The sequence below is a fragment of the Pseudonocardia oceani genome, from assembly GCF_019263585.2.
GTDB lineage: Bacteria > Actinomycetota > Actinomycetes > Mycobacteriales > Pseudonocardiaceae > Pseudonocardia > Pseudonocardia oceani.
The window spans coordinates 3,754,397-3,779,883 of sequence record NZ_JADQDF010000001.1; the positions used below are offsets into that span (position 1 = coordinate 3,754,397).

Annotated in this window: 26 protein-coding genes; 12 read left to right on the forward strand and 14 right to left on the reverse strand. The window is 75.2% G+C overall.

Translation table 11 applies throughout. From position 1 onward, the window contains the following. Nucleotides 1-134: 134 nt before the first annotated feature. Nucleotides 135-1,550 (reverse strand): class II fumarate hydratase, encoded by a 1,416-nt coding sequence (locus I4I82_RS18890; protein WP_218592593.1) that lies wholly within the window; start codon nucleotides 1,548-1,550, stop codon nucleotides 135-137. 156 nt (nucleotides 1,551-1,706) lie between these two features. Here I4I82_RS18890 and I4I82_RS18895 point away from each other — a divergent pair, with 156 nt between their 5' ends. From I4I82_RS18895 to I4I82_RS18905, 3 genes are all read left to right on the forward strand, one after another. Continuing rightward, nucleotides 1,707-2,471 (forward strand): response regulator transcription factor, encoded by a 765-nt coding sequence (locus I4I82_RS18895; RefSeq protein WP_225920628.1) that lies wholly within the window; start codon nucleotides 1,707-1,709, stop codon nucleotides 2,469-2,471. After that, nucleotides 2,468-3,259: a helix-turn-helix transcriptional regulator gene (locus tag I4I82_RS18900; protein ID WP_218592592.1), complete on the forward strand. Its 792-nt coding sequence runs from the start codon at nucleotides 2,468-2,470 to the stop codon at nucleotides 3,257-3,259. The genes I4I82_RS18895 and I4I82_RS18900 overlap by 4 nt, the downstream gene beginning before the upstream one ends. Nucleotides 3,260-3,675: 416 nt before the next feature. Continuing rightward, complete coding sequence (locus I4I82_RS18905; RefSeq protein WP_218594588.1) at nucleotides 3,676-5,067, forward strand: FAD-binding oxidoreductase; 1,392 nt, start codon at nucleotides 3,676-3,678, stop codon at nucleotides 5,065-5,067. 64 nt (nucleotides 5,068-5,131) lie between these two features. Here I4I82_RS18905 and I4I82_RS18910 read toward each other — a convergent pair whose 3' ends face one another. Further along, the gene (locus I4I82_RS18910; RefSeq protein ID WP_226370136.1) at nucleotides 5,132-5,725 is read right to left on the reverse strand and encodes a L,D-transpeptidase; all 594 of its coding nucleotides are present in this window, start codon (nucleotides 5,723-5,725) and stop codon (nucleotides 5,132-5,134) included. A 182-nt stretch (nucleotides 5,726-5,907) separates the two neighbouring features. Further along, a complete protein-coding gene (gene glpX, locus I4I82_RS18915) occupies nucleotides 5,908-6,972 on the reverse strand; it encodes a class II fructose-bisphosphatase (RefSeq protein WP_218595907.1) in 1,065 nt (354 codons plus the stop codon). A 189-nt stretch (nucleotides 6,973-7,161) separates the two neighbouring features. On the opposite strand from glpX, the gene I4I82_RS18920 reads away from it, so the two are divergent. Beyond that, entirely contained in the window at nucleotides 7,162-7,761 is a 600-nt protein-coding gene (locus I4I82_RS18920) for a DUF4245 family protein (RefSeq protein WP_218593049.1), read from the forward strand. Here the strand turns inward: I4I82_RS18920 and I4I82_RS18925 are convergent. From I4I82_RS18925 to I4I82_RS18935, 3 genes are read right to left on the reverse strand one after another with little or no spacing between them, the layout of a single operon-like run. Continuing rightward, nucleotides 7,758-7,964, reverse strand: coding sequence for an exodeoxyribonuclease VII small subunit (locus I4I82_RS18925; protein ID WP_218593048.1), 207 nt, complete (start codon nucleotides 7,962-7,964; stop codon nucleotides 7,758-7,760). The genes I4I82_RS18920 and I4I82_RS18925 overlap by 4 nt on opposite strands. Beyond that, nucleotides 7,957-9,267, reverse strand: a complete 1,311-nt coding sequence (gene xseA / locus I4I82_RS18930) for an exodeoxyribonuclease VII large subunit (protein WP_218593047.1) — start codon at nucleotides 9,265-9,267, stop codon at nucleotides 7,957-7,959. The genes I4I82_RS18925 and xseA overlap by 8 nt, the downstream gene beginning before the upstream one ends. Beyond that, nucleotides 9,264-10,067 (reverse strand): lipid droplet-associated protein, encoded by an 804-nt coding sequence (locus I4I82_RS18935; RefSeq protein WP_218593046.1) that lies wholly within the window; start codon nucleotides 10,065-10,067, stop codon nucleotides 9,264-9,266. Before I4I82_RS18935 ends, xseA begins: the two co-directional genes overlap by 4 nt. 102 nt (nucleotides 10,068-10,169) lie before the next feature. Here I4I82_RS18935 and I4I82_RS18940 point away from each other — a divergent pair, with 102 nt between their 5' ends. Next, a complete protein-coding gene (locus I4I82_RS18940) occupies nucleotides 10,170-11,126 on the forward strand; it encodes a 4-hydroxy-3-methylbut-2-enyl diphosphate reductase (RefSeq protein ID WP_218593045.1) in 957 nt (318 codons plus the stop codon). On the opposite strand, the gene I4I82_RS18945 is transcribed toward I4I82_RS18940, so the two are convergent. Continuing rightward, nucleotides 11,056-11,691, reverse strand: coding sequence for a DUF6542 domain-containing protein (locus tag I4I82_RS18945; protein WP_218593044.1), 636 nt, complete (start codon nucleotides 11,689-11,691; stop codon nucleotides 11,056-11,058). The genes I4I82_RS18940 and I4I82_RS18945 overlap by 71 nt on opposite strands. Then, the gene (locus tag I4I82_RS18950) at nucleotides 11,688-13,214 is read right to left on the reverse strand and encodes a DNA recombination protein RmuC (protein ID WP_226370137.1); all 1,527 of its coding nucleotides are present in this window, start codon (nucleotides 13,212-13,214) and stop codon (nucleotides 11,688-11,690) included. The genes I4I82_RS18945 and I4I82_RS18950 overlap by 4 nt, the downstream gene beginning before the upstream one ends. Before the next feature lie 210 nt (nucleotides 13,215-13,424). Here I4I82_RS18950 and I4I82_RS18955 point away from each other — a divergent pair, with 210 nt between their 5' ends. Further along, on the forward strand, nucleotides 13,425-14,015 hold the full coding sequence (locus tag I4I82_RS18955; RefSeq protein ID WP_218593042.1) for a hypothetical protein: 591 nt from the start codon (nucleotides 13,425-13,427) through the stop codon (nucleotides 14,013-14,015). Nucleotides 14,016-14,021: 6 nt separating this feature from the next. Here the strand turns inward: I4I82_RS18955 and I4I82_RS18960 are convergent, their stop codons facing one another. Continuing rightward, on the reverse strand, nucleotides 14,022-14,516 hold the full coding sequence (locus tag I4I82_RS18960; RefSeq protein ID WP_218593041.1) for a methylated-DNA--[protein]-cysteine S-methyltransferase: 495 nt from the start codon (nucleotides 14,514-14,516) through the stop codon (nucleotides 14,022-14,024). Next, a complete protein-coding gene (locus I4I82_RS18965) occupies nucleotides 14,513-15,985 on the reverse strand; it encodes an AlkA N-terminal domain-containing protein (RefSeq protein ID WP_218593040.1) in 1,473 nt (490 codons plus the stop codon). The genes I4I82_RS18960 and I4I82_RS18965 overlap by 4 nt, the downstream gene beginning before the upstream one ends. Before the next feature lie 139 nt (nucleotides 15,986-16,124). Between I4I82_RS18965 and I4I82_RS18970 the strand changes: the two genes are divergently transcribed. The 3 genes from I4I82_RS18970 to I4I82_RS18980 are packed head-to-tail and all read left to right on the forward strand — an operon-like array spanning nucleotide 16,125 to nucleotide 18,530. Further along, nucleotides 16,125-16,373 carry a hypothetical protein gene (locus tag I4I82_RS18970; protein ID WP_218595908.1) on the forward strand — a complete coding sequence of 83 codons (249 nt, stop codon included), beginning with the start codon at nucleotides 16,125-16,127 and terminating at the stop codon, nucleotides 16,371-16,373. Then, nucleotides 16,348-17,868 (forward strand): sensor histidine kinase, encoded by a 1,521-nt coding sequence (locus I4I82_RS18975; protein ID WP_218595909.1) that lies wholly within the window; start codon nucleotides 16,348-16,350, stop codon nucleotides 17,866-17,868. Before I4I82_RS18970 ends, I4I82_RS18975 begins: the two co-directional genes overlap by 26 nt. After that, nucleotides 17,865-18,530: a response regulator transcription factor gene (locus I4I82_RS18980; RefSeq protein WP_218594766.1), complete on the forward strand. Its 666-nt coding sequence runs from the start codon at nucleotides 17,865-17,867 to the stop codon at nucleotides 18,528-18,530. Before I4I82_RS18975 ends, I4I82_RS18980 begins: the two co-directional genes overlap by 4 nt. Nucleotides 18,531-18,552: 22 nt before the next feature. Here I4I82_RS18980 and I4I82_RS18985 read toward each other — a convergent pair whose 3' ends face one another. Beyond that, nucleotides 18,553-19,167 carry a hypothetical protein gene (locus I4I82_RS18985; RefSeq protein ID WP_218595910.1) on the reverse strand — a complete coding sequence of 205 codons (615 nt, stop codon included), beginning with the start codon at nucleotides 19,165-19,167 and terminating at the stop codon, nucleotides 18,553-18,555. Nucleotides 19,168-19,298: 131 nt separating this feature from the next. Here I4I82_RS18985 and ychF point away from each other — a divergent pair, with 131 nt between their 5' ends. The 3 genes from ychF (at nucleotide 19,299) to I4I82_RS19000 (ending at nucleotide 22,125) form a co-directional block, all read left to right on the forward strand. After that, a complete protein-coding gene (ychF, locus tag I4I82_RS18990; RefSeq protein ID WP_218591629.1) occupies nucleotides 19,299-20,372 on the forward strand; it encodes a redox-regulated ATPase YchF in 1,074 nt (357 codons plus the stop codon). A gap of 380 nt (nucleotides 20,373-20,752) precedes the next feature. Continuing rightward, nucleotides 20,753-21,388, forward strand: coding sequence for a maleylpyruvate isomerase family mycothiol-dependent enzyme (locus tag I4I82_RS18995; RefSeq protein WP_226370138.1), 636 nt, complete (start codon nucleotides 20,753-20,755; stop codon nucleotides 21,386-21,388). Between the two features lie 50 nt (nucleotides 21,389-21,438). Beyond that, nucleotides 21,439-22,125 carry a Clp protease N-terminal domain-containing protein gene (locus tag I4I82_RS19000; protein WP_218591631.1) on the forward strand — a complete coding sequence of 229 codons (687 nt, stop codon included), beginning with the start codon at nucleotides 21,439-21,441 and terminating at the stop codon, nucleotides 22,123-22,125. Here I4I82_RS19000 and I4I82_RS19005 read toward each other — a convergent pair. The 3 genes from I4I82_RS19005 to I4I82_RS19015 form a co-directional block, all read right to left on the reverse strand. Then, nucleotides 22,122-22,385 carry a hypothetical protein gene (locus I4I82_RS19005; protein ID WP_218591632.1) on the reverse strand — a complete coding sequence of 88 codons (264 nt, stop codon included), beginning with the start codon at nucleotides 22,383-22,385 and terminating at the stop codon, nucleotides 22,122-22,124. The two genes, I4I82_RS19000 and I4I82_RS19005, sit on opposite strands and share 4 nt — an antisense overlap. 237 nt (nucleotides 22,386-22,622) lie before the next feature. Further along, nucleotides 22,623-23,054 (reverse strand): hypothetical protein, encoded by a 432-nt coding sequence (locus I4I82_RS19010; protein WP_218591633.1) that lies wholly within the window; start codon nucleotides 23,052-23,054, stop codon nucleotides 22,623-22,625. Nucleotides 23,055-23,527: 473 nt separating this feature from the next. Next, nucleotides 23,528-25,477: a DUF6777 domain-containing protein gene (locus tag I4I82_RS19015; RefSeq protein ID WP_218591634.1), complete on the reverse strand. Its 1,950-nt coding sequence runs from the start codon at nucleotides 25,475-25,477 to the stop codon at nucleotides 23,528-23,530. Nucleotides 25,478-25,487: the final 10 nt, after the last annotated feature.

The following is a 25,487-nucleotide window of genomic DNA, read 5'->3' on the forward strand; positions in this document are numbered from 1 at the left end:
CCGGTCGGGGGAGGGTCGGGACGGTGTCCGGGCGGCTTCGACGCCGGACCGTGACGAGGGGCCCCGGCGGTGTGACCGTGTCCGGCGCGGCGGCGACCGGGGGGATCGCGGGAGGCGGGGCTGCCGCCGGCTCGCTAGCGACCGCCGCGCGCCATCGCCAGGACGTCGAGCGCCTGGTCGAGCTGGGCGGCGGTGAGCGTGCCGGACTCGACGTGCCCGCGCTCCAGCACGACCTCGCGGATCGTGCGCTTCTCCTCGAGCGACTGCTTCGCGATCGACGCCGCCTCCTCGTAGCCGAGGTACTTGTTGAGCGGCGTGACGATCGCCGGGCTCGACTCCGCCAGCTCGCGCGTGCGCTCGACGTCGGCCGCCATCCCGTCGACGACCTTGTCCGCGAGCAGCCGCGCCGCGTTCGCCAGCAGCCGCGCCGACTCCAGGACGTTGCGCGCCATCACCGGCATCATCACGTTGAGCTGCAGGTTGCCCTGCGTGCCGGAGAACGCGACGGTCGCGTCGTTGCCGATCACCTGCGCGGCCACCATCATCGCGGCCTCGCAGATCACCGGGTTGACCTTGCCGGGCATGATCGAGCTGCCCGGCTGGAGGTCGGGCAGGTGCAGCTCGGCCAGGCCGGTGCGGGGGCCCGAGCCGAGCCAGCGGATGTCGTTGGCGATCTTGAACAGGCTGACGGCGGCCGTCCGCAGCGCCCCGGACGCCTCCACGAGCCCGTCGCGCGCACCCTGCGCCTCGATGTGGTCGGGCGCCTCGGACAGGTCGTCGAGCCCGGTGGCCGCGCGCAGCTGCTCCACGACCCCGGCGCCGAAGCCCGCGGGGGCGTTGAGGCCGGTGCCGACCGCGGTGCCCCCGATCGGCAGCTGGCCCAGCCGGGGGAGCGCGTCGCGGATGCGGGCGGCGCCGTACGCGGCCTGCGTCGCCCAGCCCCCGGCCTCCTGCCCGAGCGTGATCGGCACGGCGTCCATGAGGTGCGTGCGCCCCGCCGTGACGACGTCGACCCACTCGGCGGCGCGGCGGTTGAGCGCGGCGGCGAGGTGGTCGAGCGCGGGCGCGGCGTCGGTGGCCAGCGCCTCGGTGGCGGCCAGGTGGATCGTTGTCGGGAAGACGTCGTTGGACGACTGCGATGCGTTGACGTGGTCGTTCGGGTGCACCTCGACGCCCGCGCGGGCGGCCAGCGAGGCGATCACCTCGTTGGCGTTCATGTTCGAGCTCGTGCCCGAGCCGGTCTGGAACACGTCGACGGGGAAGTGCGCGTCGTGCTCACCGGCGGCCACCTCGTCGGCGGCGGCCGCGATGGCCTCCGCCAGCTCCGGCGCCAGCACGCCGATCTCCCCGTTGACGCGCGCGGCGGCGGCCTTGACCAGCCCGAGCGCGCGGATCTGGGCCCGCTCCAGCCCGCGCCCGGAGATCGGGAAGTTCTCCACGGCCCGCTGGGTCTGCGCGCGCCACAGCGCGTCGGCGGGGACCCTCACCTCACCCATGGTGTCGTGCTCGATACGGCTGGAACCATTCTCGATGGCGTCGTCGTCGACCATGGCGCCAGTGTTCTCGCGCGGACGCCGTCGTGCAGCCCCGAGTGACGCACACCCCGTGCGGCCACCCAGGTGACACCCTGCTCCGCCCGGGTGGGCCTGCCCCGGGAGCGTTAACAACGGCGCGCCCGTCCCGAATCCCGGGCGGGGGTGGTGGCGATGTCCGCGGAGAGCGAGTGGCTCGAGCTCGTCGCCGACCTGCTGGCCGCACCGCTGGACGCCGGGCTCGAGGAGCGGATCACCGCGCAGCTGACGAGCACGTTCGGGCTCGTCGGCACGGCCTTCCACTTCCGGCGGCCTGGGCAGGCGGTGGCGGTGCAGCGGATGTGGCCGGTGCACGAGCAGTTCAACGGCCACCGCGCCGAGCTGGACCGCTGGGGTGTGCACGTGGCCCCGACCGCGCACCCGCTGCTGCGCTACTACACGGCCACCGGCCGGGCCACGGCCATGCAGGTCTGGGACGTGCCGGAGCGCTTCGCCGACCGCCGGGTGGTGGCCGGGTGGCGGGAGGTCGGCGGGTCGTGGGGCTCGGCCAGCCAGCTGGCGCTGCCGCTGCACATGTCGGGCAGCGGGCACCGCGCGTTCGTGATGGGCCGCGAGGACCCGTACACGCCGGGGGAGCTGCGACTGGCCCGCACGCTGCAGCGGCTGCTGGTCAGGCTCGACCGGCACGTCGGCGCGTTCCGCGGCCTCGCCGGCACCGCTCCGGCCACCGACGTGCTCCTCACCCCGCGCGAGCTCGTGGTGCTGGGGCTGGTGGCGGAGGGGCGCACGGCCGCGGCGATCGCGCGGCACCTGGTGATCGCCGAGCGCACCGTCCACAAGCACCTCGAACGCGTCTACGCCAAGCTCGACGTGCACGACCGCCTCGGGGCCGTGCTGCGCGCGCAGGCCCTCGGACTGCTCGCCTCCGGCGCCGGATGAGCCGGACGCGCGCCGAGGGGGAGTGGCTGGAGCTGGTCGCGGACCTGCTGCACGGCCCCTCGACGGCCCTGCCCGGCGAGCGCATCGCGCTGCAGCTGTGCGCGACGTTCGGGCTGTCCGCCGCGGCGTTCAACGACCTGCCGACCGGCGGGCGGCACGTGATGACGCTCTGGCCCCTCGACGCCGGCATGGGCGGGCTGCGCGCCGAGCTCACCGAGTGGACCATGACCCGCGCCGTCGACGAGCACCCGCTGCTGCTGTTCTACCGGCGCACCGGCCACCGCGTCCCGCTGCAGATCGCCGACGTGCCGGAGCAGGTCGCCGGCGTCCGGGTCCGCGGCGGCTGGGCCGACATCGGCCGCCCGGCCGGGGCCGCACACCAGCTGTCGCTGCCCCTGCGCCTCGACGCGGGCGGCAACCGGTCGTTCGTGCTGGGCCGCCCCGACGTGTTCGGCGAGCAGGACCTGCGCCTCGGGACGCTGCTGTGGCGGCTGCTGAGCGGGCTCGACCGCCAGCTCGACGTCCTGGGCCGCGCGCGCCCCGACCCGACCGCGGCCGTGCGCCTCACCCCGCGCCAGCAGGCCGTGCTCGGCCTCCTCGCCGAGGGCTGCACCGCCGCGGCGATCGGGCACCGGCTGCTGATCGCCGAGCGCACCGTCCACAAGCACCTCGAACGCGTCTACGCGGCGCTGGGCGTCTCCGACCGGCTCACGGCGGTGCTGCGCGCCCGCGACCTGGGCCTGCTGGCGCCGGTGCGCGACCTGCTGGAGGACGCGCCGACCCCGTGACGGACGACCCGGCTCCTCCCTGGCGCGGGTGATCGTCAGGAGTGGCACTCAGGTGCCGTTGGTGACACCCCAGACCCACTCCCGGTGATCATCGCGCGCGGGGCGGGGCGGGGCGGGGCGGGCGGGGCTTGGTGCGGAGCGGGCCGGTGCGGAGCGGGGCGGTGGCGACGCGGTGGCGGTGGCGGTGGCGGTGGCGCCACGATCCGCCGCCCCGCGGTGATCAAGGGCGGATGGTCGCTGGTGGGATCTTCCGGCGCAGCCATATGCCCTTGATCGGCGGGTTACCCAGCCCCAGCCAGACGCACCGGCCCCGGCCGTCCGCCCGCGACCTGGGCCGGTGGGTACGCGCCCCCGCCCGCACAGATACGCAGATGTGCGTATCCCGCCGACAGGGGCCCGCTCCTAGCGTCGTGTCCATGACACAGACGGTGAGCGGTGACCTCGCACTCCTGCGCTCCGCGGTCGCGGGCGCCGTGACGGGGCCGGACGACCCGGGCTACGACGAGGCGCGGACGGTGTGGAACGCCGACGTCGACCGCCGGCCCGCCGCGATCGTCCGGGTGACGGGGGACGCGGACGTGTCGGCGGCCGTCCGGTTCGCCGTGGAGTCGGGCCTGGAGCTGGCGGTGCGCGGGGGCGCCCACGGTGCCTCCGGGCCGGCCGTGTGCGACGGCGGCCTGACGATCGACCTGCGCGACCTGGAAGCGGTCGCGGTCGACCCGGTCGCGCACACCGCCCGCGTCGGCGGCGGCGCCACCCTCGCCCAGCTCGACGCGGCGACCGCGGTGTTCGGGCTCGCGACCGTCGCCGGCACCGTCGGCCACACCGGCGTGGGCGGCTACACCCTCGGCGGCGGGATGGGCTGGCTGACGCCGAGGTTCGGGCTGGCGGTGGACAACCTGCTCGCCGTCCGCATCGTCACCGCGGACGGCCGGGTGCGCCGGGCGTCGGCGGAGCAGAACGCGGACCTGTTCTGGGCGGTCCGCGGGGGCGGCGGCAACTTCGGCGTCGTCACCGAGTTCACGTTCCGGCTCCACGAGCTCGACCCGCTCGTGCAGGTCGCCGCGTTCTTCTGGCCGCAGAGCCGGGCCGCCGAGGCGCTGCGGCTGGCCGACCACGTCATGTCCGACGTCGCGCCCGACGGCAACGCGCTGGTCGCGATGGTGCACGCCCCGCCCGCGCCCTTCGTCCCGCCGGAGCTGCAGGGGACGCCGGTGGTCGGGATCGTGCTCGCCGGCTTCGATCGCGCGCGCCTGCACACCGACATGGTCGACCGGATCCGCGCGGCGTTGCCGCCGGCGTTCGAGCTGGTCACGCCGATGCCGTACGTGGCGCTGCAGCAGATGTTCGACGAGGGCGCGGCGTTCGGGCACGCCGCCTACGAGCGCAGCACGTTCCTCCCGCGGCTCTCCGACGGCGCCATCGACGCGCTCGTCGAGCACACCGCGACCGCCGACCCGCTCGCGCAGGTCGTCCTCATGCGCCTGGACCGCGCCTACTGCGAGGTCGCCGAGGAGGACACCGCGTTCGGCGGAGCGCGCACGCCGCGCGTCATGGCCTTCCTCGTCGGCGTGGCCGCCGACAGCGCCGGCCCGGCCCCGGTGCGCGCGCGGATCCGGGCGCTGTCGGCCGCGCTGGAACCGCACTCGCTGGGCCGCGGCACCTACGTCAACGCCCTCGCCGGCGCCGAGCACGACCGCGTCCGCGCCAGCTACGGACCGAAGTACGCGCGGCTGGCCCGCATCAAGGGCGAGTGGGACCCGCAGAACGTGTTCCACCGCAACGCCAACATCTCCCCGGCGGGATGACGTGGCCCGCTGGACCTGCTGCGGCGGCGCGGCCCCGCACTGCTGGTGCCCGGAGCGCGTCGTCCTAGCGGACGACCTGGACGACGTCGCCCCGCTCGAGCGACTCGAAGAACTCCCGGGCGGCGGTGCGGGAGAGGTGGATGCAACCGTGTGACTGCTGGCTGAGGCTGCCCTGGTGGAACGCGATGCCGCCGTTGAAGAACACCGAGTACGGCATCGGGGCGTCGTAGATCGAGCTGATGTGGTCGCGGCTGTGGAAGGTGACGGTGAACGAGCCCGGCGGCGTGCGGAAGCCCGCACGCCCGGACGTGATCGGCACCGGACCGTACGACACCTCCCCGCCCCGGATCAGCCACGCGCGGTCGCTCGACAGCTCGATGCAGGCCCGGGCGGTGCTGACGCAGGGCGTGCCGGCGACGGCGCGGGCGACGACCGGCGCCGCCACGACGGGAGCAGGGACCGGTGCCGCGACGACCGGTGCCGCGACGACCGGGGCCGGGGCGAGTGCGGGCACCGACGGCGCGATCGCCGCCTCCTGCAGCCGCAGGGGCAGCAGCCGGACCGCGGCGACGGCGGCGGCCTCGGCGGTCGGCAGCGCCCCGCCCGCGGCCCCGCTCAACAGCCCCGTCAGCGCGACGACGACCAGCAGCGACAACACCCGACGGACCCGCATGGCCACCCCCGCGCCCGACCGACCGTCACGGGCCGGTGCCCCTGCGAGGAGCATCCGCGCCCGCCCCGCGGCGATCAAGCCCGATCGGGTGGACCCGCGCTCACGATCCGATCACGGCGGCCGCCGGTTATCAGGGCAGTGGATCAGGGCCGGGATCAGGGCCGGGATCAGGGCAGCGGCGGCGCGGCGTCCTGCGCGGCGATCTGCTCGTCGGACAGGTCGAAGTCGACCGAGGAGTACTCGCGCAGCTTCGTCAGCCGGTGGTAGCCGTCGATCATGCGGACGGTGCCCGACTTCGACCGCATGACGATCGACTGCGTCGTGCAGCCGCCGCCGCGGTAGTGGACGCCGCGGAGCAGGTCGCCGTCGGTGATGCCGGTGGCGCAGAAGAAGACGTTGTCGCCGCGCACGAGCTCGTCGGCGGTGAGGACGCGGTCGAGGTCGTGGCCCGCCGCGATCGCCCGCTCGCGCTCCGCGTCGTCCTTGGGCCACAGCCGGCCCTGCATCGCGCCGCCCATGCACTTGAGCGCGGCCGCGGTGATGATCCCCTCGGGCGTGCCGCCGATGCCGTAGAGCATGTCGACGCCGGTGCCCGGGCGGGCCGCGGAGATCGCGCCGGCGACGTCGCCGTCGGAGAGGAAGTGGACGCGGGCGCCGGTGCGGCGGATGTCGGCGATGAGCTGCTCGTGGCGCGGGCGGTCGAGCACGCAGACGGTGACGTCGGTGACGTCGAGGTGCTTGGCCGCGGCGACCCGGCGGATGTTCTCGGCGACCGGCGCGGTGAGGTCGATGACGTCGGCGGCCTCGGGCCCGACGGCCAGCTTCTCCATGTAGAACACGGCCGACGGGTCGAACATCGCGCCGCGCTCGGCCACCGCGAGCACGGCGACCGAGTTCGGCATGCCCTTGGCCATCAGCGTGGTGCCGTCGATCGGGTCGACGGCGACGTCGCACCACGCGCCCTCGCCGTTGCCGACCTCCTCGCCGTTGAACAGCATGGGCGCCTCGTCCTTCTCGCCCTCGCCGATCACCACCACGCCGCGCATCGAGACGCTGCCGATGAGCTGGCGCATCGCGTCGACCGCCGCGCCGTCGCCGCCGTTCTTGTCGCCGCGCCCGACCCACCGGCCCGCCGCCATCGCCGCCGCCTCGGTGACGCGCACGAGCTCCATCGCGAGGTTGCGGTCGGGCGCCTCCCGGCGCCTCGGCGTGGCGTTCGCGGCGGTGGTCATCTGCGGCCTCCTGCTGTCGTGCTGCTGTCGTGGCTGCGCGCCGAGGGACGCGCGGGCGCCCCCGCGCCGTGGTCGGGCGGGGGCCGTGGCTCGATCGGGTGTCGCCCGATCCTCGCAGATCGCCCGCGCCCGTGGGGTGGGAGCGAGGTGAGACGGCGGTCGCTCGCAGGGCCGGGGATGATGGAGCGCGTGACCGATCCCGCTCCCCGCAAGCCGCCGCGCTCCGCGATGACGGTGCGCGACATGATCGTCGCGATCGGCGTGCTCGTCCTCGTCGTCCTCGTGATCGGCGGGGTCACGCGCGGCTGCGCGTTCGCCCCGGGCGGGCCGTCGGTCGACCCGTCCGCGCTGCCCGTCGTCGACGCACCGGCGGAGCTGCGCGCGCTGGCCGGCGACGTGCCGTTCGCGCTGCGCGTGCCCGCCGTGCCGCCGGGCTGGCGCTCCAACGCCGTCGACCAGGACCGCGTCGACCCGGCCGACCCGGCGTCGGGCCGCGTCGTGCGCACCGGCTACCTCACGCCCGAGGGCCGCTACCTGCGGCTCGTGCAGAGCGACGGCACCGAGGAGGCGCTGCTCGTCTCCGAGGCCGGGGCGGGTGGCGCGCCCGCGCGGGGCACCACCGACGTCGGCGGGCTCGCGTTCGTCGTCTACGGCGCCGAGGACGACGAGCCGATCTGGATCGGCGAGCTCGACGGCGTGCGCCTGCTGATCACCGGCAGCGGCTCCGAGCAGGACTTCCAGGCCCTCGCGGGCGGCGTGCTCACCGGCGAGGTGCTGCCGGCAAGCTAGTCGCCGCGGGCGTCGAGCGCGGTCTGCACGCGCTCGCGGGCCCCGGCGAGCTGCTCCTCGCAGCGCCCGGCCAGCGCCTCGCCGCGCTCCCACAGCGCCACCGACTCGTCGAGCGAGAGCCCGCCCGCCTCCAGTGCGCGCACCACCTCCACGAGCTCGTCGCGCGCCTGCTCGTAGCCCAGCGACTCCACCGGCTCAGCCATCGGTGCTCCCCGTCCCGGCCCCGGCGGGGGCGCGCTTGCGTGCGGTCCTCTTCTTCGGCGCGGCCTCGGCGGCCACCGTCGCCAGGACGGCCCCGTCGCCGACGCGGATGCGCAGCCGGTCGCCGTCGGCCACCTCGTCGACCGAGCGCAGCACGGGCGGCGGCTCCTCCCCGTCGACGACGCGCTGCACGATCGCGTACCCGCGGGCGAGCGTGGCCGCGGGGCCCAGCGCCGTCAGCCGGGCGCGCAGGTGCTCGACCTCGGTGCTGCGCCGGTCGAGGCCGCGGACCACGCAGGCGTGCGCCGACTCCCGCAGCCGCTCCACGTCGGTGTGCCGGGCGTCGAGCAGGCGCAGCGGGTCGGCCAGCACCGGCCGCGCGCGCAGCGCCGTGAGCAGGCGCTCCTCGCGGTCGACCCAGCCGGCGAGCGCGCGGCCGGCGCGGTCGCGCAGCCCGGCGATGCGGGCGGTCTCCTCGGCGAGGTCGGGCACCAGGCGCCGGCCCGCCTCGGTCGGGGTGGAGCAGCGGACGTCGGCGACGTGGTCGACGAGCGGGGTGTCCGGCTCGTGCCCGATCGCCGAGACGACGGGGGTGCGGCAGTCCGCGACGGCGCGGCACAGCGTCTCGTCGGAGAAGGGCAGCAGGTCCTCGACGCTGCCGCCGCCGCGGGCGAGCACGATCACGTCGACGTCGGCGTCGCGGTCCAGGCGGGCCAGCGCGTCGACGATCTGCGGCACCGACAGCGCGCCCTGCGTCGCGACGTGCTCGACCCGGAACCGCGCCGCGGGCCAGCGGGCCGTCGCGTTGGAGACGACGTCGTGCTCCGCCGCCGACGCGCGCCCGGTGACCAGGCCGATGCAGCGGGGCAGGAACGGCGGGCGGCGCTTGCGGGCGGGGTCGAACAGGCCCTCCGCGGTGAGGAGCTTGCGCAGCCGCTCGATGCGGGCCAGCAGCTCGCCGATGCCGACGGCGCGGATCTCGGTGACCCGCAGGCTCAGCGTGCCGCGACCCAGGAAGAACGACGGCTTGCCGTGGACGACGACGCGGTTGCCCTCGGCCACGGCGGGCCCGCCGTCGCGCACCAGGCCGATCGGCGCGGTGAGCTGCAGCGACACGTCGGCGGCTGGGTCGCGCAGCACGAGGAACGCCGTGCCGGTGCCCGCCCGCGCGGTGACCTGCGCGAGCTGGCCCTCGACCCACACCGCCCCGAGCCGGTCGACCCACTCGGCGATCTTGCGCGCGACCGTCCGGACCGGCCAGGGCTGCTCCGGCGTGGTCGCGGGCGTCGGGGCGGGTCGGCTCATGCCTCCGTGACCGTGGTGATCCGGTTGGACAGCATCGTGACGAACGGCGGCCGCGCCTCGTGCGCCTGCTCCCACTCCAGGAGCGCGCGCAGGTCGGCCGGCTTCAGCGTGCGCAGCTTCGCCCGCAGCTGCGGGATCGTCAGCCCGGGGTACTCGGGCAGCGCGGCCGGCCCGCCGGTGGAGGGCTTCTTCGGCGTGCCGGGCACCGGCTTCTCGCGGACGACCGGCACGGGCGTGGAGGTGCGAGCGGGCGTCGGCTCGATCGCGGGCGGCGCGGTGCTGGGCGACGGCGTGGGGCCGGCCTCGATGGCGGGCTTCTCCGGGGCCTGCTCGACGGCCCTGGCCGGGGCGCCGTCGGTGTCCTTCGCGGGCGCCGCAGCGGCCGGGGCCTTCGGCACCGTGCCGGGCGCCGGGGGCTCGGTCACGCGCACCCCGGCGGGGCGGGTCGGCGGGCCCGCCGGCGTCTCGGTGACGCGGGCGCCGGGCGGACGGGTGCGCGGCGCGGCGGCCGGGCGGGCGCCGCGGCGGAGCTCGGTGACGGAGCCGTTGGTGCGCGGCTCGTCCTCGTCGAAGGTGGCCCAGCTCGGCTTCTCCTCGACCGGGCGCAGGGAGCCCAGCGCACGGTCGCCCTTGATGGCGACCTCGGTGACCTTCTGCTGCACGCGCATCGACGCCTGCAGGGCCTGGCTGACGGCGGTGACGGGAAACTCGACGACGAGCCGCGGCAGGTCCCGGGCCTGCTCCACGGCGAGGGCGACGATGCCGGCGGCGAGGCGCACCGGCAGGGGCAGCGGCTTCATGGGACACAGTCTCGCCTGCTGCCGCGCCCGCGGCAGCCCGGGGTGGGGTGCGACGGGACACGATGAGCGGCCCGGTCCGCGGCCCGTCCGTAGGCTGGGGCCATGTCCGGAACCGTGAAGCGCGTCCTGCTCGCCAAGCCGCGCGGCTACTGCGCCGGCGTCGACCGCGCCGTCGAGGCCGTCGAGCTCGCCCTGGAGCAGCACGGCGCGCCGGTGTACGTCCGCAAGCAGATCGTGCACAACCGCCACGTCGTCGAGACCCTGGAGGCCCGCGGCGCGATCTTCGTCGACGAGACCGACGAGGTCCCCACCGGCGCGCTCGTCGTGTTCTCCGCGCACGGCGTCTCACCCGCGGTGCACGCCCAGGCCGCCGAGCGCGAGCTCCGCACGATCGACGCCACCTGCCCGCTGGTCACGAAGGTGCACCACGAGGCGAAGCGGTTCGCCCGCGAGGACTACGACATCCTGCTGGTCGGGCACCACGGCCACGAGGAGGTCGAGGGCACCGCGGGCGAGGCGCCGCAGCACATCCAGCTCGTGGAGACCGCCGACGACGTCGCGAACGTCACCGTGCGCGACCCCGACAAGGTCATCTGGTTGTCGCAGACGACGCTGTCGGTCGACGAGACGATGGACACCGTGCGCGCGCTGCGCGAGCGCTTCCCGTCGCTGCAGAACCCGCCGAGCGACGACATCTGCTACGCCACCCAGAACCGGCAGGTCGCGGTGAAGGCGATGGCCGCGCGGTGCGACCTCGTGCTCGTCGTCGGCTCGACGAACTCGTCGAACTCGGTGCGGCTGGTCGAGGTGGCGCTGCAGGCGGGCGCCGGCGCGTCGTACCTCATCGACTACGCGCGGGAGATCGACGACGCCTGGCTCGACGGCGTCGAGACCGTGGGCGTCACCAGCGGCGCGTCGGTGCCCGAGGTGCTGGTGCGCGGCGTGCTCGACACGCTCGCCGACCACGGCTTCGGAACCGTCGAGGAGATCACGACGGCGGAGGAGACGCTGACCTTCTCGTTGCCGCGCGAGCTGCGCCCGTCGCGCGCTTCGCGCTAGCCGCCTTCGCCCCCGCCTTGACCCCGGCGGCCGTGGCCCGCACGGTGCCGCGGCGCCCGCCGGCGCTGCGCTTGCCCTCGGCGGGGCGCGCGGCCTCGACGGCCGCGCGCTGGGCCAGGATCCGCCCGACGCCGAGCGCGAGCACGGCGGCCGTGGTCCAGGCCATGATGGGGAAGCTGTTGACGAGCGGCGCGCCGATCGTGATGAGCCGCTCGGAGATGCCGGTGCCCGGACGCGGTGAGCCGGCGAGCAGCACGACCACCGGTACGGCGATCGCGAGCAGCAGCGGCGGCGACACCATCGGCGCGAACAGGCTGCGTCGCCGCACCCACGCCACCGACAGGACGCACCCGCCGAGGTAGCAGACCGTGAACACGGCGCCGAGCGTGCCGATCCGGAACAGGTCGGCGACGACGCCCAGCAGCGTGAGCCCGGCCGCGAGCCCGACGGCCGCCGGCGGGGGCACGCCGAGCACGGTGGCGATCACCGAGCGGTCCGGCACCGGCCAGCGCCCGCCGGCGCCGCGCTCGGCCACGTCGAGGGTGCGTACGGGGGCGGCGCTCACCGGCCCAGGTTAGCCCGGGGTTCGCCGCTCTCCTCGTCATGACGGCGCTCACGTTCGTGCTGTGTCTGGTCCCTGTGCAGGGCGACCAGCGCGTCGGCCGCCGACGCCACCAGCTCCGGGGCGGCGATGACGCGGGGCGCGCGCTCGATCTGGCCGGGCGCGGCGAGCTCGTCGTCGGCCACCTCGAGGTCGGTGAGCTTGCGCGCCGTGACCAGCACGCGCGCCTCCAGCGAGCTGACGGTCTGGTTGTAGCTGCCGACGGCGGCGTCGAGGCTGCGGCCGAGCTTCGCGACGTGCGTGCCCATCGTGGCCAGCCGCCCGTGCAGCTCCTTGCCGAGCTGGTGGACCTGCGCGGCGTTGCGCGCCAGCGCCTCCTGCCGCCACGAGTACGCGACCGTGCGCAGCAGCGCGATCAGCGTGGAAGGCGTGGCGATCACGACGTTGCTGGCGAACGCGTGCTCCATCAGCGACGGGTCGGCCTGCAGCGCGGCCTCCAGGAACGGGTCGCCCGGCACGAACAGCACGACGAACTCGGGGGAGGGCTGGAACGCGGCCCAGTAGCTCTTGCCCGACAGCGTGTCGACGTGCTGGCGCAGCTGGCGCGCGTGCGCGGTGAGCCGCTCCCGGTGCGTGGCCTCGTCGCGGCTCTCCACGGCCTCCAGGTAGGCCGCGAACGGCACCTTCGCGTCGACGACGACCTGCTTGCCGCCCGCCAGGTGCACCACCATGTCGGGCCGCACGCCGCCGTCCTCGCCCTGGCCGGTGACCTGGGTGGAGAAGTCGCAGTGCTCGACCATGCCCGCGAGCTGCACGATCCGCTCCAGCTGCAGCTCGCCCCACCGGCCGCGGACCTGCGGTGCACGCAGCGCGTTGACCAGCGACTTCGTCTCGTGCTGGAGCTGCTCGGAGCTGCGGTGCATCGTGGCGACCTGCTCGCGCAGCCCGGCGTAGGCCGACTCGCGCTCCTTCTCCACGTCGCGCAGCTGCCCCTCGACGCGCCGCAGCGTGGACGTCATCGGGTCGAGCAGGGCGGAGATCGCGTGGGCGCGGGCGGCGGCGTCGCCGTCGGCCTTGGCGTGCAGCGCGGCGGTGGCCTCCTTGAGCCGGCCCTCGGCCAGCGCCACGAACTGCTCGTTGTTGCGGGCCAGCGCGTCGGCCGACAGCGCGCCGAACGCCTCCTTGAGCTCGGCGTCGCGGCGGGTGAGCAGGGCCTCGCGGGCGCCGGCCGCCTCGCGCTCGCTGCGCAGCGCGGCGTGCGCGCCCGCGGCGTCGGACTCGGCGGCGCGCAGGCGCTCGAGCGCCTGGCCCAGCTGCCGGTCGAGCGCGTCGACCCGGGCGACGAGCCCGGCCCGCTCGGCCCGCACGCCCGCGGCGTCGGCCCGGGCCATGGCGCTCTGGTCGGCCGCGGTGCGCGCGGCCTCCGCGACCGTGGCCCGCGCCCGGGCGGAGACCAGCGCCCACGCGCCTGCGGCGCCCAGCGCCAGCCCGACGAGCAGGCCGAGGAGAAGCACGGCGGTGTCCACGGCGACAGCGTGCAACGGACCCCCGACAGATCCCGCCCGGACGCGCCGGGCCGCGGGCCGGAGGTCGCCACGGATCGGTGAGCGGTCGAACGTCTGTGCGAGCCGCCGATGTAACGATCACCCGCCGTCCGCCGAGGTAGCGGCGGAGATCGTCGCCGGAGCGGTCCGGGAAACGGACCCGGACGCCCGCGCGGGCCAGGAGGAGCAGTCGTGCACGGAAGCTGGTTGGGCGTCGGGGTCCGGATCGCGGCCGGGGCGCTGGTCCTGGGGAGCGCGGCCGCGTGCGGCGGCACCGTCCCGGCGCAGGCGCCGCCCGTCGCCGCGCCGACGTCGTCGCTCTCCGCGCCGACCACCACCGCCGCGACCAGCGCGCCCGCCGCGGCCGGGGAGCTGGCCTCGGTGTTCCCGGACACGGCCGACTCCACCTGCGCCCCGTCCGACGAGACCGTGCGCACCAGGACCGGCGTCCTCCCGACCGAGGCCTCCACCTGCGACTACTCCGCGGTGGCCGCGGGCGCCCAGGTCGTGTTCGCGCAGTGGCCCGACCAGGAGGCCGCGCAGGCCTGGTACCAGGAGACGGCCGACCTGGGCCCGCGCGTCGAGACCAACGACCAGTGGCAGGTCGGCGGCGTCACGCAGGGCCCGCTCTACACCGCGCAGAACAGCAACGGCGTGGTCATCTCCACCGGCGTCTACGAGGACCTGCCCTACACCTGGGAGATCCGCACCGGCACGCTCGACGAGTCGAACGCGGTCTTCGGCCAGATCAGGCTGCAGCAGTCGGCGGACATCGCGGGCTGAGCCCGGTCAGTGCGCCCGCTCGTGGTCGAGCAGGCGCTGCTTGACCTCCACCCCCCACCGGAACCCGCCGAGCGTGCCGTCGGTGCGCAGCACCCGGTGGCACGGCACGAACAGGGCGGCGGCGTTGCGGGCGCAGGCCGATGCCGCCGCCCGCACCGCCGCAGGCCGCCCGGACTTCGCGGCGTACTCGGTGTAGGTCACCGGGGCGCCCGCCGGCACCGTGCGCAGGACGTCCCACGCGTGCTGGAGGAACTCCCCGGAGCGCTGCCGCACCGGCACGTCGTCGATCGCCGACAGCTCGCCCGCGTGGTAGCGGATGATCGCCTCGCCGACGGCGCCGATGTCGCCCGCCGTCAGCGACGACGGCCGCAGCGTCGGGTGGATCAGCGGCAGCAGGTCGTCGGTGGTGGCCGTCCAGCCCGAGGCCAGCACGGCCCCGTCCTCGTCGACGACGGCCGTGAACGGGCCGATCGGGGTGTCCAGCGTGGACCAGGTGCTCATGACGTCCTCCGGGGAGTCGTTGCGGCGCAGCGCCACAGGTGGGTGGCGGCGTAGGACCGCCAGGGCTTCCAGGTCTCCGCGCGCGCCGTCAGGCCGTCCACGTCGGACGGCAGGTCGAGCGCGGCGGCGCCGTGGCGCACGGCGAGGTCGGTGGCGAGCAGCTCGTCGGGGTCGCCGACGATCCGCATCGCGAGGTAGCCGGCCGTCCACGGGCCGACGCCGGGCTGCGCGAGCAGCGACTCGCGCAGCCCCGCCGCGTCGCGCCCGGGATCGAGCACCAGCGAGCCGTCGGCGACGGCCGCGGCCAGCCCGACCACCGTCGCGATCCGCCGCGCGGGCCCGGTCAGCACGGACGCGCCGTGCTCGGCGACCTGGGCGGCCGTCGGGAACAGCAGGTCCGGCCCGCCTGCGGCGAGCGCGGGCGGCAGCCGGTCGCCGAGCGCGGCGGCGAGCCGGCCGGTGGCCGTGACACCCGCGGCCAGCGAGACCTGCTGCCCCAGCACGGCCCGCACGGCCGTCTCGACGCCGTCGACGGTGCCGGGCAGCCGGATCCCCGGCACGGCCGCGACGCGCGCGGCGAGCGCCGGGTCGGCGCCCAGCACCTCGTCGACGGCGACGGGGTCGGCGTCGAGGTCGAGCAGCCGGCGCAGCCGCGCGACGGCGGGCCCGAGGTCGCGGGGGTCGGCCAGGCGCAGCGTGGCACGGACGTGGCCGTCGGCGGGGAAGAGGTCGACGGTCGCGGCGCCGTGGGGCAGCCGCAGCGTCCGGGCGTAGTGGCCCTCCCGGACCTCCTCGACGCCGGGCAGCGCGCGCGTCGCGAAGTGCGCCAGCAGGCCGTCGGCGTCGAACGGGGTGCGGTGCGGCAGGCGCAGCACGAGCGTGCCCGCGACCGGCGCGGGACGACGGCGTCCGGCCTCGGTGCGCAGCACGGTCGGCGCGACGCCGTACACCTCGCGCACGGTGTCGTTGAACTGCCGCACGCTCGCGAACCCGGCCGCGAACGCCACGTCGGCCATCCCCAGCGGCGTCGTCTCGATCAGCAGCCGCGCGGTGTGGGCGCGGTGGGCCCGGGCGAGTGCGAGCGGCCCGGCGCCGAGCTCGGCGGTGAGCACGCGCGTGAGCTGGCGCGTCGAGTACCCAAGCGAGGACGCGAGCCCGCCCACGCCGTCGCGCTCGACGACGCCGTCGGTGATGAGGCGCATCGCGCGGGCGGCGAGGTCGGCGCGGGCGTTCCAGTCCGGGGAGCCGGGTACGGCGTCGGGGCGGCAGCGGCGGCACGCGCGGTAGCCGCGCAGCTGGGCGGCGGCCGCCGTCGGCAGGAACTCGACGTTGGCGCGCTTGGGCTTCATGGCCGGGCAGGACGGGCGGCAGTAGATCTTCGTGGTGCGGACGGCGGCGATGAAGTGCCCGTCGAACCGCGCGTCGCGCGAGGCGAGGGCGTTGTAGCAGCGGTCGTGGTCGAGGAGCACGACGTCGACTGTGCCACCCCGCCCCCGCCGGTACTGGCGGGAATCGGACGCGGCTCGTCGCGCGGCGGGAGGGGCCGGATGAGAGGCGTCTCATCCGCCTCTCACCCTCCGGTCACCGCTCCCGGGCAGGATCGACGGCATGCGCACCCCCCTGGCCGCGGCGATCGGCGTGCTGGTCGTCGCCGGGGTCGTGGCCGGCGTGTCGGCGACCCGCTCCGCGCCCGAGGGCCCCGCCCCGGTGCAGCCCATCCGCGTCGAGGCGCCGGCCGGGGTCCTCGCGCCGGTGCCGGTGGCCCCGCCCGACCCCGACGGCTACGTCGCCCCCCCGCCCGCCGACGATGACGATGATGATGATGATGACGATGACGGCCCCGACGACGACGACTGAACCGCTGCCCCGGGCCCTCCCGACCCCCGCCGTGCGCGCACTGCCCCGCCTGCGCCTGCGCCTGCCCGGCACCGCGCGGATGCGGATCGTCGGCTGGGTGCTCGCGCTCGTGCTGCTCGCGCTGTCGGTCGTCACGTTCGTGACGTGGCGCCTGCTCCTGCAGGACACCGACGCGCGGATGCGGGCGGCGCTGGTCAACGAGGTGGAGGAGTTCGCGGGCGTCGTGGCCGAGGGCGTCAACCCGCGCGACGGCGCCCCGTTCGCCTCCGTCGGCGACGTGCTCGACGCGGCCATCGCCTACAACCAGGCGCGCCCGAACGAGAAGTTCCTCGGCTACGTCGACGGAGCGTTCGCCTACCAGAGCCGCCGCGCCGACGACGCGCCCGCGGTGCTGCAGAACGACCCGGCGTTCACCGCGCTCGTCGCCGACGTGACGGCGCCGGTGCAGCAGAGCTACGAGAGCGCGACGGGCGAGGTGCTCTACCTCGCCGTACCGATCGAGTTCGCCGACCCGGCGGGCAGCACCGGCGTCATCGTCGCCGCCTACCTCGTCGACGACGAGCGCGAGGCCGCCCACGACGCCGCGCGCGTGATGCTGCTGGTCGGGGCGCTGACGGCGCTGCTCGCGGCGGGCGGTGCGTGGCTCGTCGCGGGCCGGATCCTGCGCCCGCTGCGCGACGTCGCCGACACCGCGCGCTCCATCACCGACACCGACATCTCCCGCCGCATCCCGCTCGGCCCGGGCACCGACGACGGCCGCGACGAGCTGCGCGACCTCGTGCACACCGTCAACGCGATGCTCGACCGCGTCGAGACCGGCGTCGACGTCCAGCGCCGCTTCGTCGACGACGCCGGCCACGAGCTGCGCACCCCCATCACCATCGTGCGCGGGCACCTGGAGGTGCTCGACGCGCACGACCCCGCCGACGTCGCCTCCACCGTCGACCTCGTCGACGACGAGCTGGAGCGCATGAACCGCATGGTCTCGGACCTGCTGCTGCTCGCCCGCTCCGAGCAGCCGACGTTCCTGCACCCCGAGCCGACCGACGTCGGCGAGCTCACCGAGGACGTGTTCGGCAAGGTCGTCACGCTGGGGGAGCGGGAGTGGGTGCTGGAGACGGCGGCCCGCGTCGACGCCGTCGTCGACCCGCAGCGGATCACGCAGGCGATCGTCGCCCTCGCCGACAACGCCGTCCGCTGCACCCGCCCCGGCGACCGCATCGCGATCGGCTCCCAGCTCGCCGGTGGCGAGCTGCGGTTCTGGATGGCCGACTCCGGCCCCGGCATCGCCGAGGCCGACCGCGCCCGCATCTTCGAGCGCTTCGCCCGCGGCACGTCCACCGGGCGCCGGTCCGAGGGGGCCGGGCTGGGGCTGTCGATCATCCGCGCCATCGCCGTCGCGCACGGCGGCCAGGTGCTGCTCGACAGCGTCGTCGGCCGGGGCGCCACGTTCACCATCGCCGTACCGGCGGTCCTGTCCGAGGAGAGCCCGTGAGCCGCATCCTGATCGCCGAGGACGAGCCGCGGATCTCCGCGTTCGTCGAGAAGGGGCTGACGGCCAACGGGTTCGTGACGACGGTGGTGTCCGACGGTCTCTCCGCCTACGACCACGCCGTCTCCGGCGGCTTCGACCTGCTCGTCCTCGACATCGGCCTGCCCGGCATGGACGGCTTCGCGGTCCTGCGCAAGCTCCGCTCCGACCGCTGCACGATCCCGGTGATCGTGCTGACGGCGCGCGACGGCGTCCGCGACACGGTCGCCGGGCTGGAGGGCGGCGCCGACGACTACATGGCCAAGCCGTTCCGCTTCGAGGAGCTGCTCGCCCGCGTGCGGCTGCGGCTGACGACCGAGCGCTCGGCCGAGCTGACCGTCCTCGTCCACGGCGGGCTGCAGCTCGACCTCCGCACCCGCCGCGCGCTGGTCGGGGACACCACCGTCGACCTCTCGGCGCGGGAGTTCGCGCTGGCCGAGACGTTCCTGCGGCACGCGGGGCAGGTGCTCACGCGCGAGCAGCTGCTCTCGCACGTGTGGGGCTACGACTTCGACCCCGGCTCCAACGTCGTCGACGTCTACGTGCGCTACCTGCGGCGCAAGCTCGGGGCCGAGCGGATCGCCACGGTGCGGGGGATGGGCTACCGGCTCGACGCAGTGGAGTAGCGGCGTGGAGGAGGAGCGGGGCTCAGCCGCAGACGGTGCCGAGCAGGCCGCCGCAGGAGACGCCGAGGGGCTCGGCGACGCGGCCGACGAGGGTGTCGGCGCCGTCGTCGGTGGAGGAGCCGGCCGCGCTCTCCTCGTTGCCGTCGCTGGTCCCGCCGTCGCCGTCGCCGCCGTCGCCGCCACCGGTCGCCGGGGCGTCGTCGGTGTCGGCCGGTGCGGACTCCGCGGCGGGCGCGGGGGCGCGCTGCAGAGCGGGGGCCGGCGCGGCCGCGGGAGGCGCCGCGGCCGCGGGAGCCGGGGCGGCCGGAGCCCGGCGCGGGGCGGGCGCGGCGGGGGCCTCCGGTGCGGGGGCGGCGCGGCGGGCGGCCGACCTCGGTGCGGAGGCCTGCGGTACCGGCACGGCGGCGGGAGCCGTCCGGGGCGACGGCTGGGGCGCCGCCACGGGTGCCTCGACGGGCTCGGGCCGACGGTCGTCGACCGGGAGCTCCGGGATGATGCCGGTCCGCGCGGTGGTGCCGACGGGTGCCGGAGCGGCCACCGCGGCGTCGGCCTCGGACAGTCGCACCACGGTCACACCCCCGGCCACCAGGGCGGCTCCGGCGGCGGCCGCGAGCATCGTCCGAACGGCTCCGTGCACGGGTCCCACCTCTCGTCGCCCGGCGGCGAGGGCCGCCTGCGGGATCTGGCGGGCCGACAGTACCGCCGAACGGCCTAACGGGCCGACCGGGAGGCGTGGCCCGGTCCGGACGGCGACTACGCTGGTCCCTCGTGTCTCTCACCCTCGGCATCGTCGGCCTGCCCAACGTCGGGAAGTCGACGCTGTTCAACGCGCTGACCAACAACGACGTGCTCGCCGCGAACTACCCCTTCGCCACGATCGAGCCCAACGTCGGCGTGGTCCCGCTGCCGGATCCGCGCCTCGACGAGCTCGCGAAGATCCACGACTCGGTGAAGACCGTGCCCGCCGTGGTGTCGTTCGTCGACATCGCCGGCATCGTCAAGGGCGCCTCCGAGGGCGCCGGGCTGGGCAACAAGTTCCTCGCCAACATCCGCGAGTCCGACGCCATCTGCCAGGTGGTGCGCGTGTTCGACGACCCGGACGTGATCCACGTCGACGACCGCATCGACCCGGCCTCCGACATCGAGACGATCTCCACCGAGCTGATCCTCGCCGACCTCCAGACCCTGGAGAAGGCCATCCCGCGCCTGACCAAGGAGGCGCGGATGCAGAAGGACCGGCGCCCGGTGCTGGCGGCCGCGGAGGCCGCCGCGGAGATCCTCAACGGCGGCACCACGCTGTTCGCCGCGGGCGTCGACCGCGAGCCGCTGCGCGAGCTCACCCTGCTCACGACGAAGCCGTTCCTCTACGTCTTCAACGCCGACGAGGGCGTCCTCACCGACGACGCCCGGCGCAAGGAGCTCACCGAGCTCGTCGCCCCGGCCGACGCGGTGTTCCTCGACGCGAAGGTGGAGTCGGAGCTGCTCGAGCTCGACGAGGAGTCGGCCCGCGAGCTGCTGGAGTCGATCGGCCAGACCGAGCCGGGCCTGCACGCCCTGGCCCGCGCCGGCTTCCACACCCTCGGCCTGCAGACCTACCTCACCGCCGGCCCGAAGGAGGCCCGCGCCTGGACGATCCCGCGCGGCGCCACCGCCCCCCAGGCCGCAGGCGTCATCCACACCGACTTCGAGCGCGGCTTCATCAAGGCCGAGATCGTGTCCTACGACGACCTCATCGCCACGGGCTCGATGGCGGCGGCGAAGGCGGCGGGCAGGGTGCGCATGGAGGGCAAGGACTACGTGATGGCCGACGGCGACGTGGTGGAGTTCCGCTTCAACGTCTGACGCGGTCCCGGCCCTCACGGCTCCTCGGACCGACTCCGTGCTGGCGGGCAGGGGCGTGTCGGGTGACCGGCAGCCCATGGTCACCATCTCGGCAGGTGTTCCGGCGGTAAGTGGCTGCTCTCCTGCCCAGGCGATGATCATGGACGAGCAGCCGTCGTATGATCACCGGGAGTGTGACGTCACGGTCCCGCCGACGACTGCGACGGCGCATTTCCGACGATCGCCGCGCTCGCCAGCCCCGACCGTCGTCATGATCACCGCGTGAGCGCGCATCCGGCCCACATCCGGCCGAGGCCGCCCCCGTGACGCGGTCCGCGGCGCGACCGATGATTCCGCGCCGCGGGCCGGGTCTCGTTCCCATGGCCCGTTCAGGAGATGCCGTGCCGCAGTCCCGCGAAGCGCTGTGGGCGCTCGTCCACGAGGAGCGTGCGGCCCTGGCCGACGACCTCGCCGGCCTCGCGCCGGAGCAGTGGCCCGCCCCGTCGCTGTGCGGGGAGTGGTCGGTGGAGGAGGTCGTCGCGCACCTGACCGCCGCCGCGAGCGTCGGGCGCTTCCGCTGGATCCGCAGCATGGTCGGCGCACGCTTCGATGCGGACCTGCACAACCGCCGCCGCCTCGCCGAGCACCGCGGGGCGACGCCCGACGAGACGCTCGCCCGGTTCCGCGCCGCCGTCCCGAGCACGACGGCGCCCTCGGGGCACACGCCCGCATGGCTCGGGGAGGTCGTCGTCCACGCGCAGGACGTGCGGCGGCCGCTGGGTCTGCCGCGGACGCCGTCGGTCGCGGCGGCCACGGAGGTCGCGCGGTTCTTCGCGTCCCGCGACTTCACGGTGAACAGCCGGACCGCGGTCGCCGGGCTGCGGCTCGAGGCCGTCGACGGTCCGTTCGCCACGGGGGACGGCCCGCTGGTGCGCGGTACGACGCTCGTGCTGGTCATGGCGATGGCCGGGCGCACCGCCTACCTCGACGACCTGGACGGTGCCGGCGTGAACGAACTGCGCAGCCGCATCGCCTAGTCGTCAACCTGCAGTTGACGAACGGCCAATCGTCAACTTACAGTTGACGCATGACGATCCGCATGAACAACCCCGTCTCGCTCGACGAACTCATCTCCACGATCAACACCGTCCACGGGTCGCCGCTGGAGCGGCTGACCGGCGCGGTGGTCGCCGCCGACGCGCTCGGTGACGTCGCCGACCATCTCATCGGCCACTTCGTCGACCAGGCCCGCAGGTCGGGGGCGTCGTGGACGGAGATCGGCGGGAGCCTCGGCGTGTCCAAGCAGGCCGCGCAGAAGCGGTTCGTGCCCAAGGAGTCCGACGAGGGGTTCAGCCGCTTCACCCTCGCGGCGCGCAGCGTGGTGGTGGCCGCGCAGAACGAGGCGCGGGCGGCGGAGAACGACACGATCACCCCCGCGCACCTGGTGCTGGGCCTGCTCGCCGAGCCGGGCACGGGCGCCGCGGCGGCGTTCGCGGCGAAGGGCCTGAGCGCCGACGTCGTGCGCGGCGCGGCCACCGCGCTGCTGCCGCCGCGCGCGGAGTCGCTGCCCGCGCTCGTCCCGTTCGACGCCCCGGCGAAGAAGGCCCTGGAGCTGACGTTCCGCGAGGCGCTGCGGCTGGGGCACGAGGCCGTCGGCACCGGACACGTCCTGCTCGCGCTGCTCGAGGTCGAGGACGGTAGCGGTCCGCTGTCCTCGCTCGGGCTGACGAAGGACGCCGTGGACGCCGACCCGGACCTCGACGCCGTGGCCTAGTCGCGGACCAGGCGCATGCGCGGCGCGGGGATGGCCGCGTGCAGCGCTCCGGCGCCCAGCGCCAGGAACCGGAGGACCTCCCAGAGGGCCCAGCAGTGGTCCTCGGGAGGGCTGTCGGAGTCGAGGTAGAGGACCTTGGCCGGCCCGGTCGTGTCGAGCCGGGCGACCATGTCCGGCATCGGTGTGAACACCACGTGCAGCGCCCCCTCGAGGCTGGTCACGAGCGCCTGCACGTCGGCGGTGGTGGTCGGACCGGTCACGGTGGGGAGGGTTGTGACGGGACTCAGTGGCAGCACCGCGCTGGTCCTTCCGGGTCGAGGTGCGCGGAACTGGGGTCGCAGGGTCTACGCGACGTACAGCACTCTGCGAGGAGCGGTCACCTGAGCAGGCGGCCGGAAAGAGCTTTGTTCCTACCCCTTTACCGCTCAAGACGGCGTCGACGTTTCACATTTCGTCGAACACGGCCTGATCGGTGTAGTCGCGCAGGAGGACGGTGACTACAAGTCAGCTTCTTCGTAGTCGATTGGGCCATCGGGGCGCTGTCGGGAGGGCGCGGATTCCTTCGGCCATTCCAGGGTGACGCCGTCGATCTCGCGTACGACCGGACCCGCCGACGACCCGGCGACGGCCGCGCGGACCACCCCGAGGATGGCGTCGCGCATCGGCACGGAGAGCCGTTCCGTGCCCGCAGGCAGCTGGTCAGCGAAATCACCCGCTTGCGCGGGCACCGGAAGGCCGACAGCCCGGGCCGCGGCGAGGACGACGGAGGTGACGTCGATCTCCAGCACCTGGGCGATGACCCGCAGCGACTCCGGGTGCGGGAACTTGTTCTGCGCGTCCGCAGACCCGAGCTGCTGCCAGCGGCCCCGGCTCAGCGCCCCACCGGACTCGCGCTCCAGGTCGGCGTAGGACCAGCCGCGCTCGGTCATGCGGGAGCGGATGAGCCGACGTAGGGTCGGCGCAGCTCTGTCCTCGTCGCTCGGACCCGTCACATCCAGCCTCGCTGTCCGTGGTGGGCGGTGGCGCGCGATCGGACCGGAATCGGGCCGGCCCCGCGAATTCCTCCGCAGGCTACCGGTCGCCGGAAGCATCTCCCGCCCCGGTACCGAGAATACTTCGCTATCCCGGGTGCAGCGGCGTCCGAGAGGCTGAATCGGCGCAGGCTCGAATGCGCAGGTGGGGCGGCCCGTCCCGTCCGATTGCCGTAGCGCGGCCGAGCGCGGGGAGGGCCGGACGCCGGCACCGTACCCGCCCAGCGCAGTGGCCCCGACCTCCGGGGGGAGGTCGGGGCCACTGCCGTGCCGGGTGCCCGACGAGCCGTCCGCTCGGCGGGTGCTCCTGCCCGGGTGGCGCGACGGGGTCGTTCTCGATCCCGTCGCGCCGGCATTCCCGTGCGCGATTCCTAGAGGTCTTCGTCGTCGGTGACGGTCACCTCGACGTCGACCGGGATCCCGGTCTCGTCCTCATCCGCAATGACGTCCGCATCCTCGGCAGGAATTGATTCCTGCTCCTCGTCGGAAAGGACGGTCTCGTCCTCGATCTCCACGACCGTCTCGAGCGACCCGGGTGCCTCGGCCGGAGCCTCGGCGGGTGCCTCGGCCGGGTCGTCGGCCGGAGCCGGTGCCTCGATCGGTGCGTCATCCGGTGCGTCGGCGGGTGTCTCGGCTGAATCGTCGGCCGGGGCCGGCGTCTCGACCGGTGCCTCGACCACGGGTGCCTCGACCACGGGTGCCTCGACTGCAGGTGCCTCGATCAGGCTCTCGACCACAGGTGCCTCGATCGCGGCCGGAGCAGCGGTGCGGGCTCCGGCTGCCCCGGTGTACGGGTTCGGGGTCTGGTCGGACGGCGTCACCGTGTTCTCGCCCTCGCCACCATCGAGTGTGTCCTCGCCGGGACCACCGGTGAGGGTGTCGTTGCCGGCGCCCCCGCTGATGTTGTCGTCGTAGACCGTGCCGGTGATGGTGTCGTTGCCGTCGCCGCCGGTGATCGTCTTGCCGCCGGTGGCGTTGGTGCAGTCGATCGTGTCGTTGGCGGAGGTCCCCGTCACCGTCGTGGCGGTCTGGGTGACCCCCACGCTGACGACGCAGGCCACGTAGGCGGGCTCGCCGTCGTCGTCACCGGGATCGGTGCCGTCGTCGTCGCCCGGGTCGGTGCCGTCGTCGTCACCGGGGTCGGTCCCGTCGCCGGGATCGGTGCCGTCGCCCGGGTCCGTGCCGTCGTCGTCGCCGGGGTCGGTGCCGTCATCGGGGTCGGTGCCGTCATCGCCGCCGCCGCCGCCGCCGTTGTCGCCGCCGCCGCCGTCATCGGGGTCGGTGCCGTCATCGCCGCCGCCGCCGCCGCCGTTGTCGCCGCCGCCGCCGTCATCGGGGTCGGTGCCGTCATCGCCGCCGCCGCCGCCGTTGTCGCCGCCGCCGCCGTCATCGGGGTCGGTGCCGTCATCGCCGCCGCCGCCGTTGTCGCCGCCGCCGCCGTCATCGGGGTCGGTGCCGTCATCGCCGCCGCCGCCGTTCCCGCCGCCGTCGCCGTTCCCGCCGCCGTCGCCGTTCCCGCCGCCGTCGCCGTTCCCGTCGCCGTCGCCGTTCCCGTCGCCGTCGCCGTTCCCGTCGCCGTCGCCGTTCCCGTCGTTATCACCGTCGCCGTCGTAACCGCTGTCGGAGTCGGTGTCCTTGTCACCGCCGGAGCCGACGGGCCGGTCGAGCGCCCCGTCGGTCGGGGTCACGAGGGTGAACTCGTCGACCGGCGCCAGGGCCGGGGTGATGACGTCGACGTCGTCGGACGCGAGGCCCGACCACGCGTCGCCGGAGTAGGTGATCGCCGCGCCCGTGTCGGCCGGCGAGGCCAGGGGGTTGCCGCAGTAGCAGCGCACCTGGGGCACACCGAACCGGTCCACCATGACGGCGGTGCCGGCCTGCAGCACGGCCTGGAACGGCGCGGCGCGCCCGTCGCTGAACCCGTGGTTGGTCACGGCTGTGTCGGCGCGCAGCGTCACCGGGGTGAGGTCGGCGACGTAGCTGGCGATGTCGGTCGTGGCGATGCCCTCGACGTCGGCGAAGGCGGTCGCCACCGCGACGTCGTTCTCGAGGAACGCGACCATCGCGGCGCGGTCGCAGGCGTTGTCCCGCGTCCCGCCGTAGAGGCCGAGCGCGTCGCCGGAGACGGCGCCGCCGGTGCGTGCCGGCACGTCGGCCGGTGTTACCGCTGCGACCAGCGCGAACGGGTCGGCTCCCGCCGCGTCGGCGGGCTCGGCGTGCACGAGCGCCGCCGGGCTGGACAGGGTGGTGAGTGGTTCGTACGACCACGCCGCCGTGGCGACGTAGCCGAAGATCAGGCCGGCCACTGCAGCAGTGGTCACCGTTCTTCCA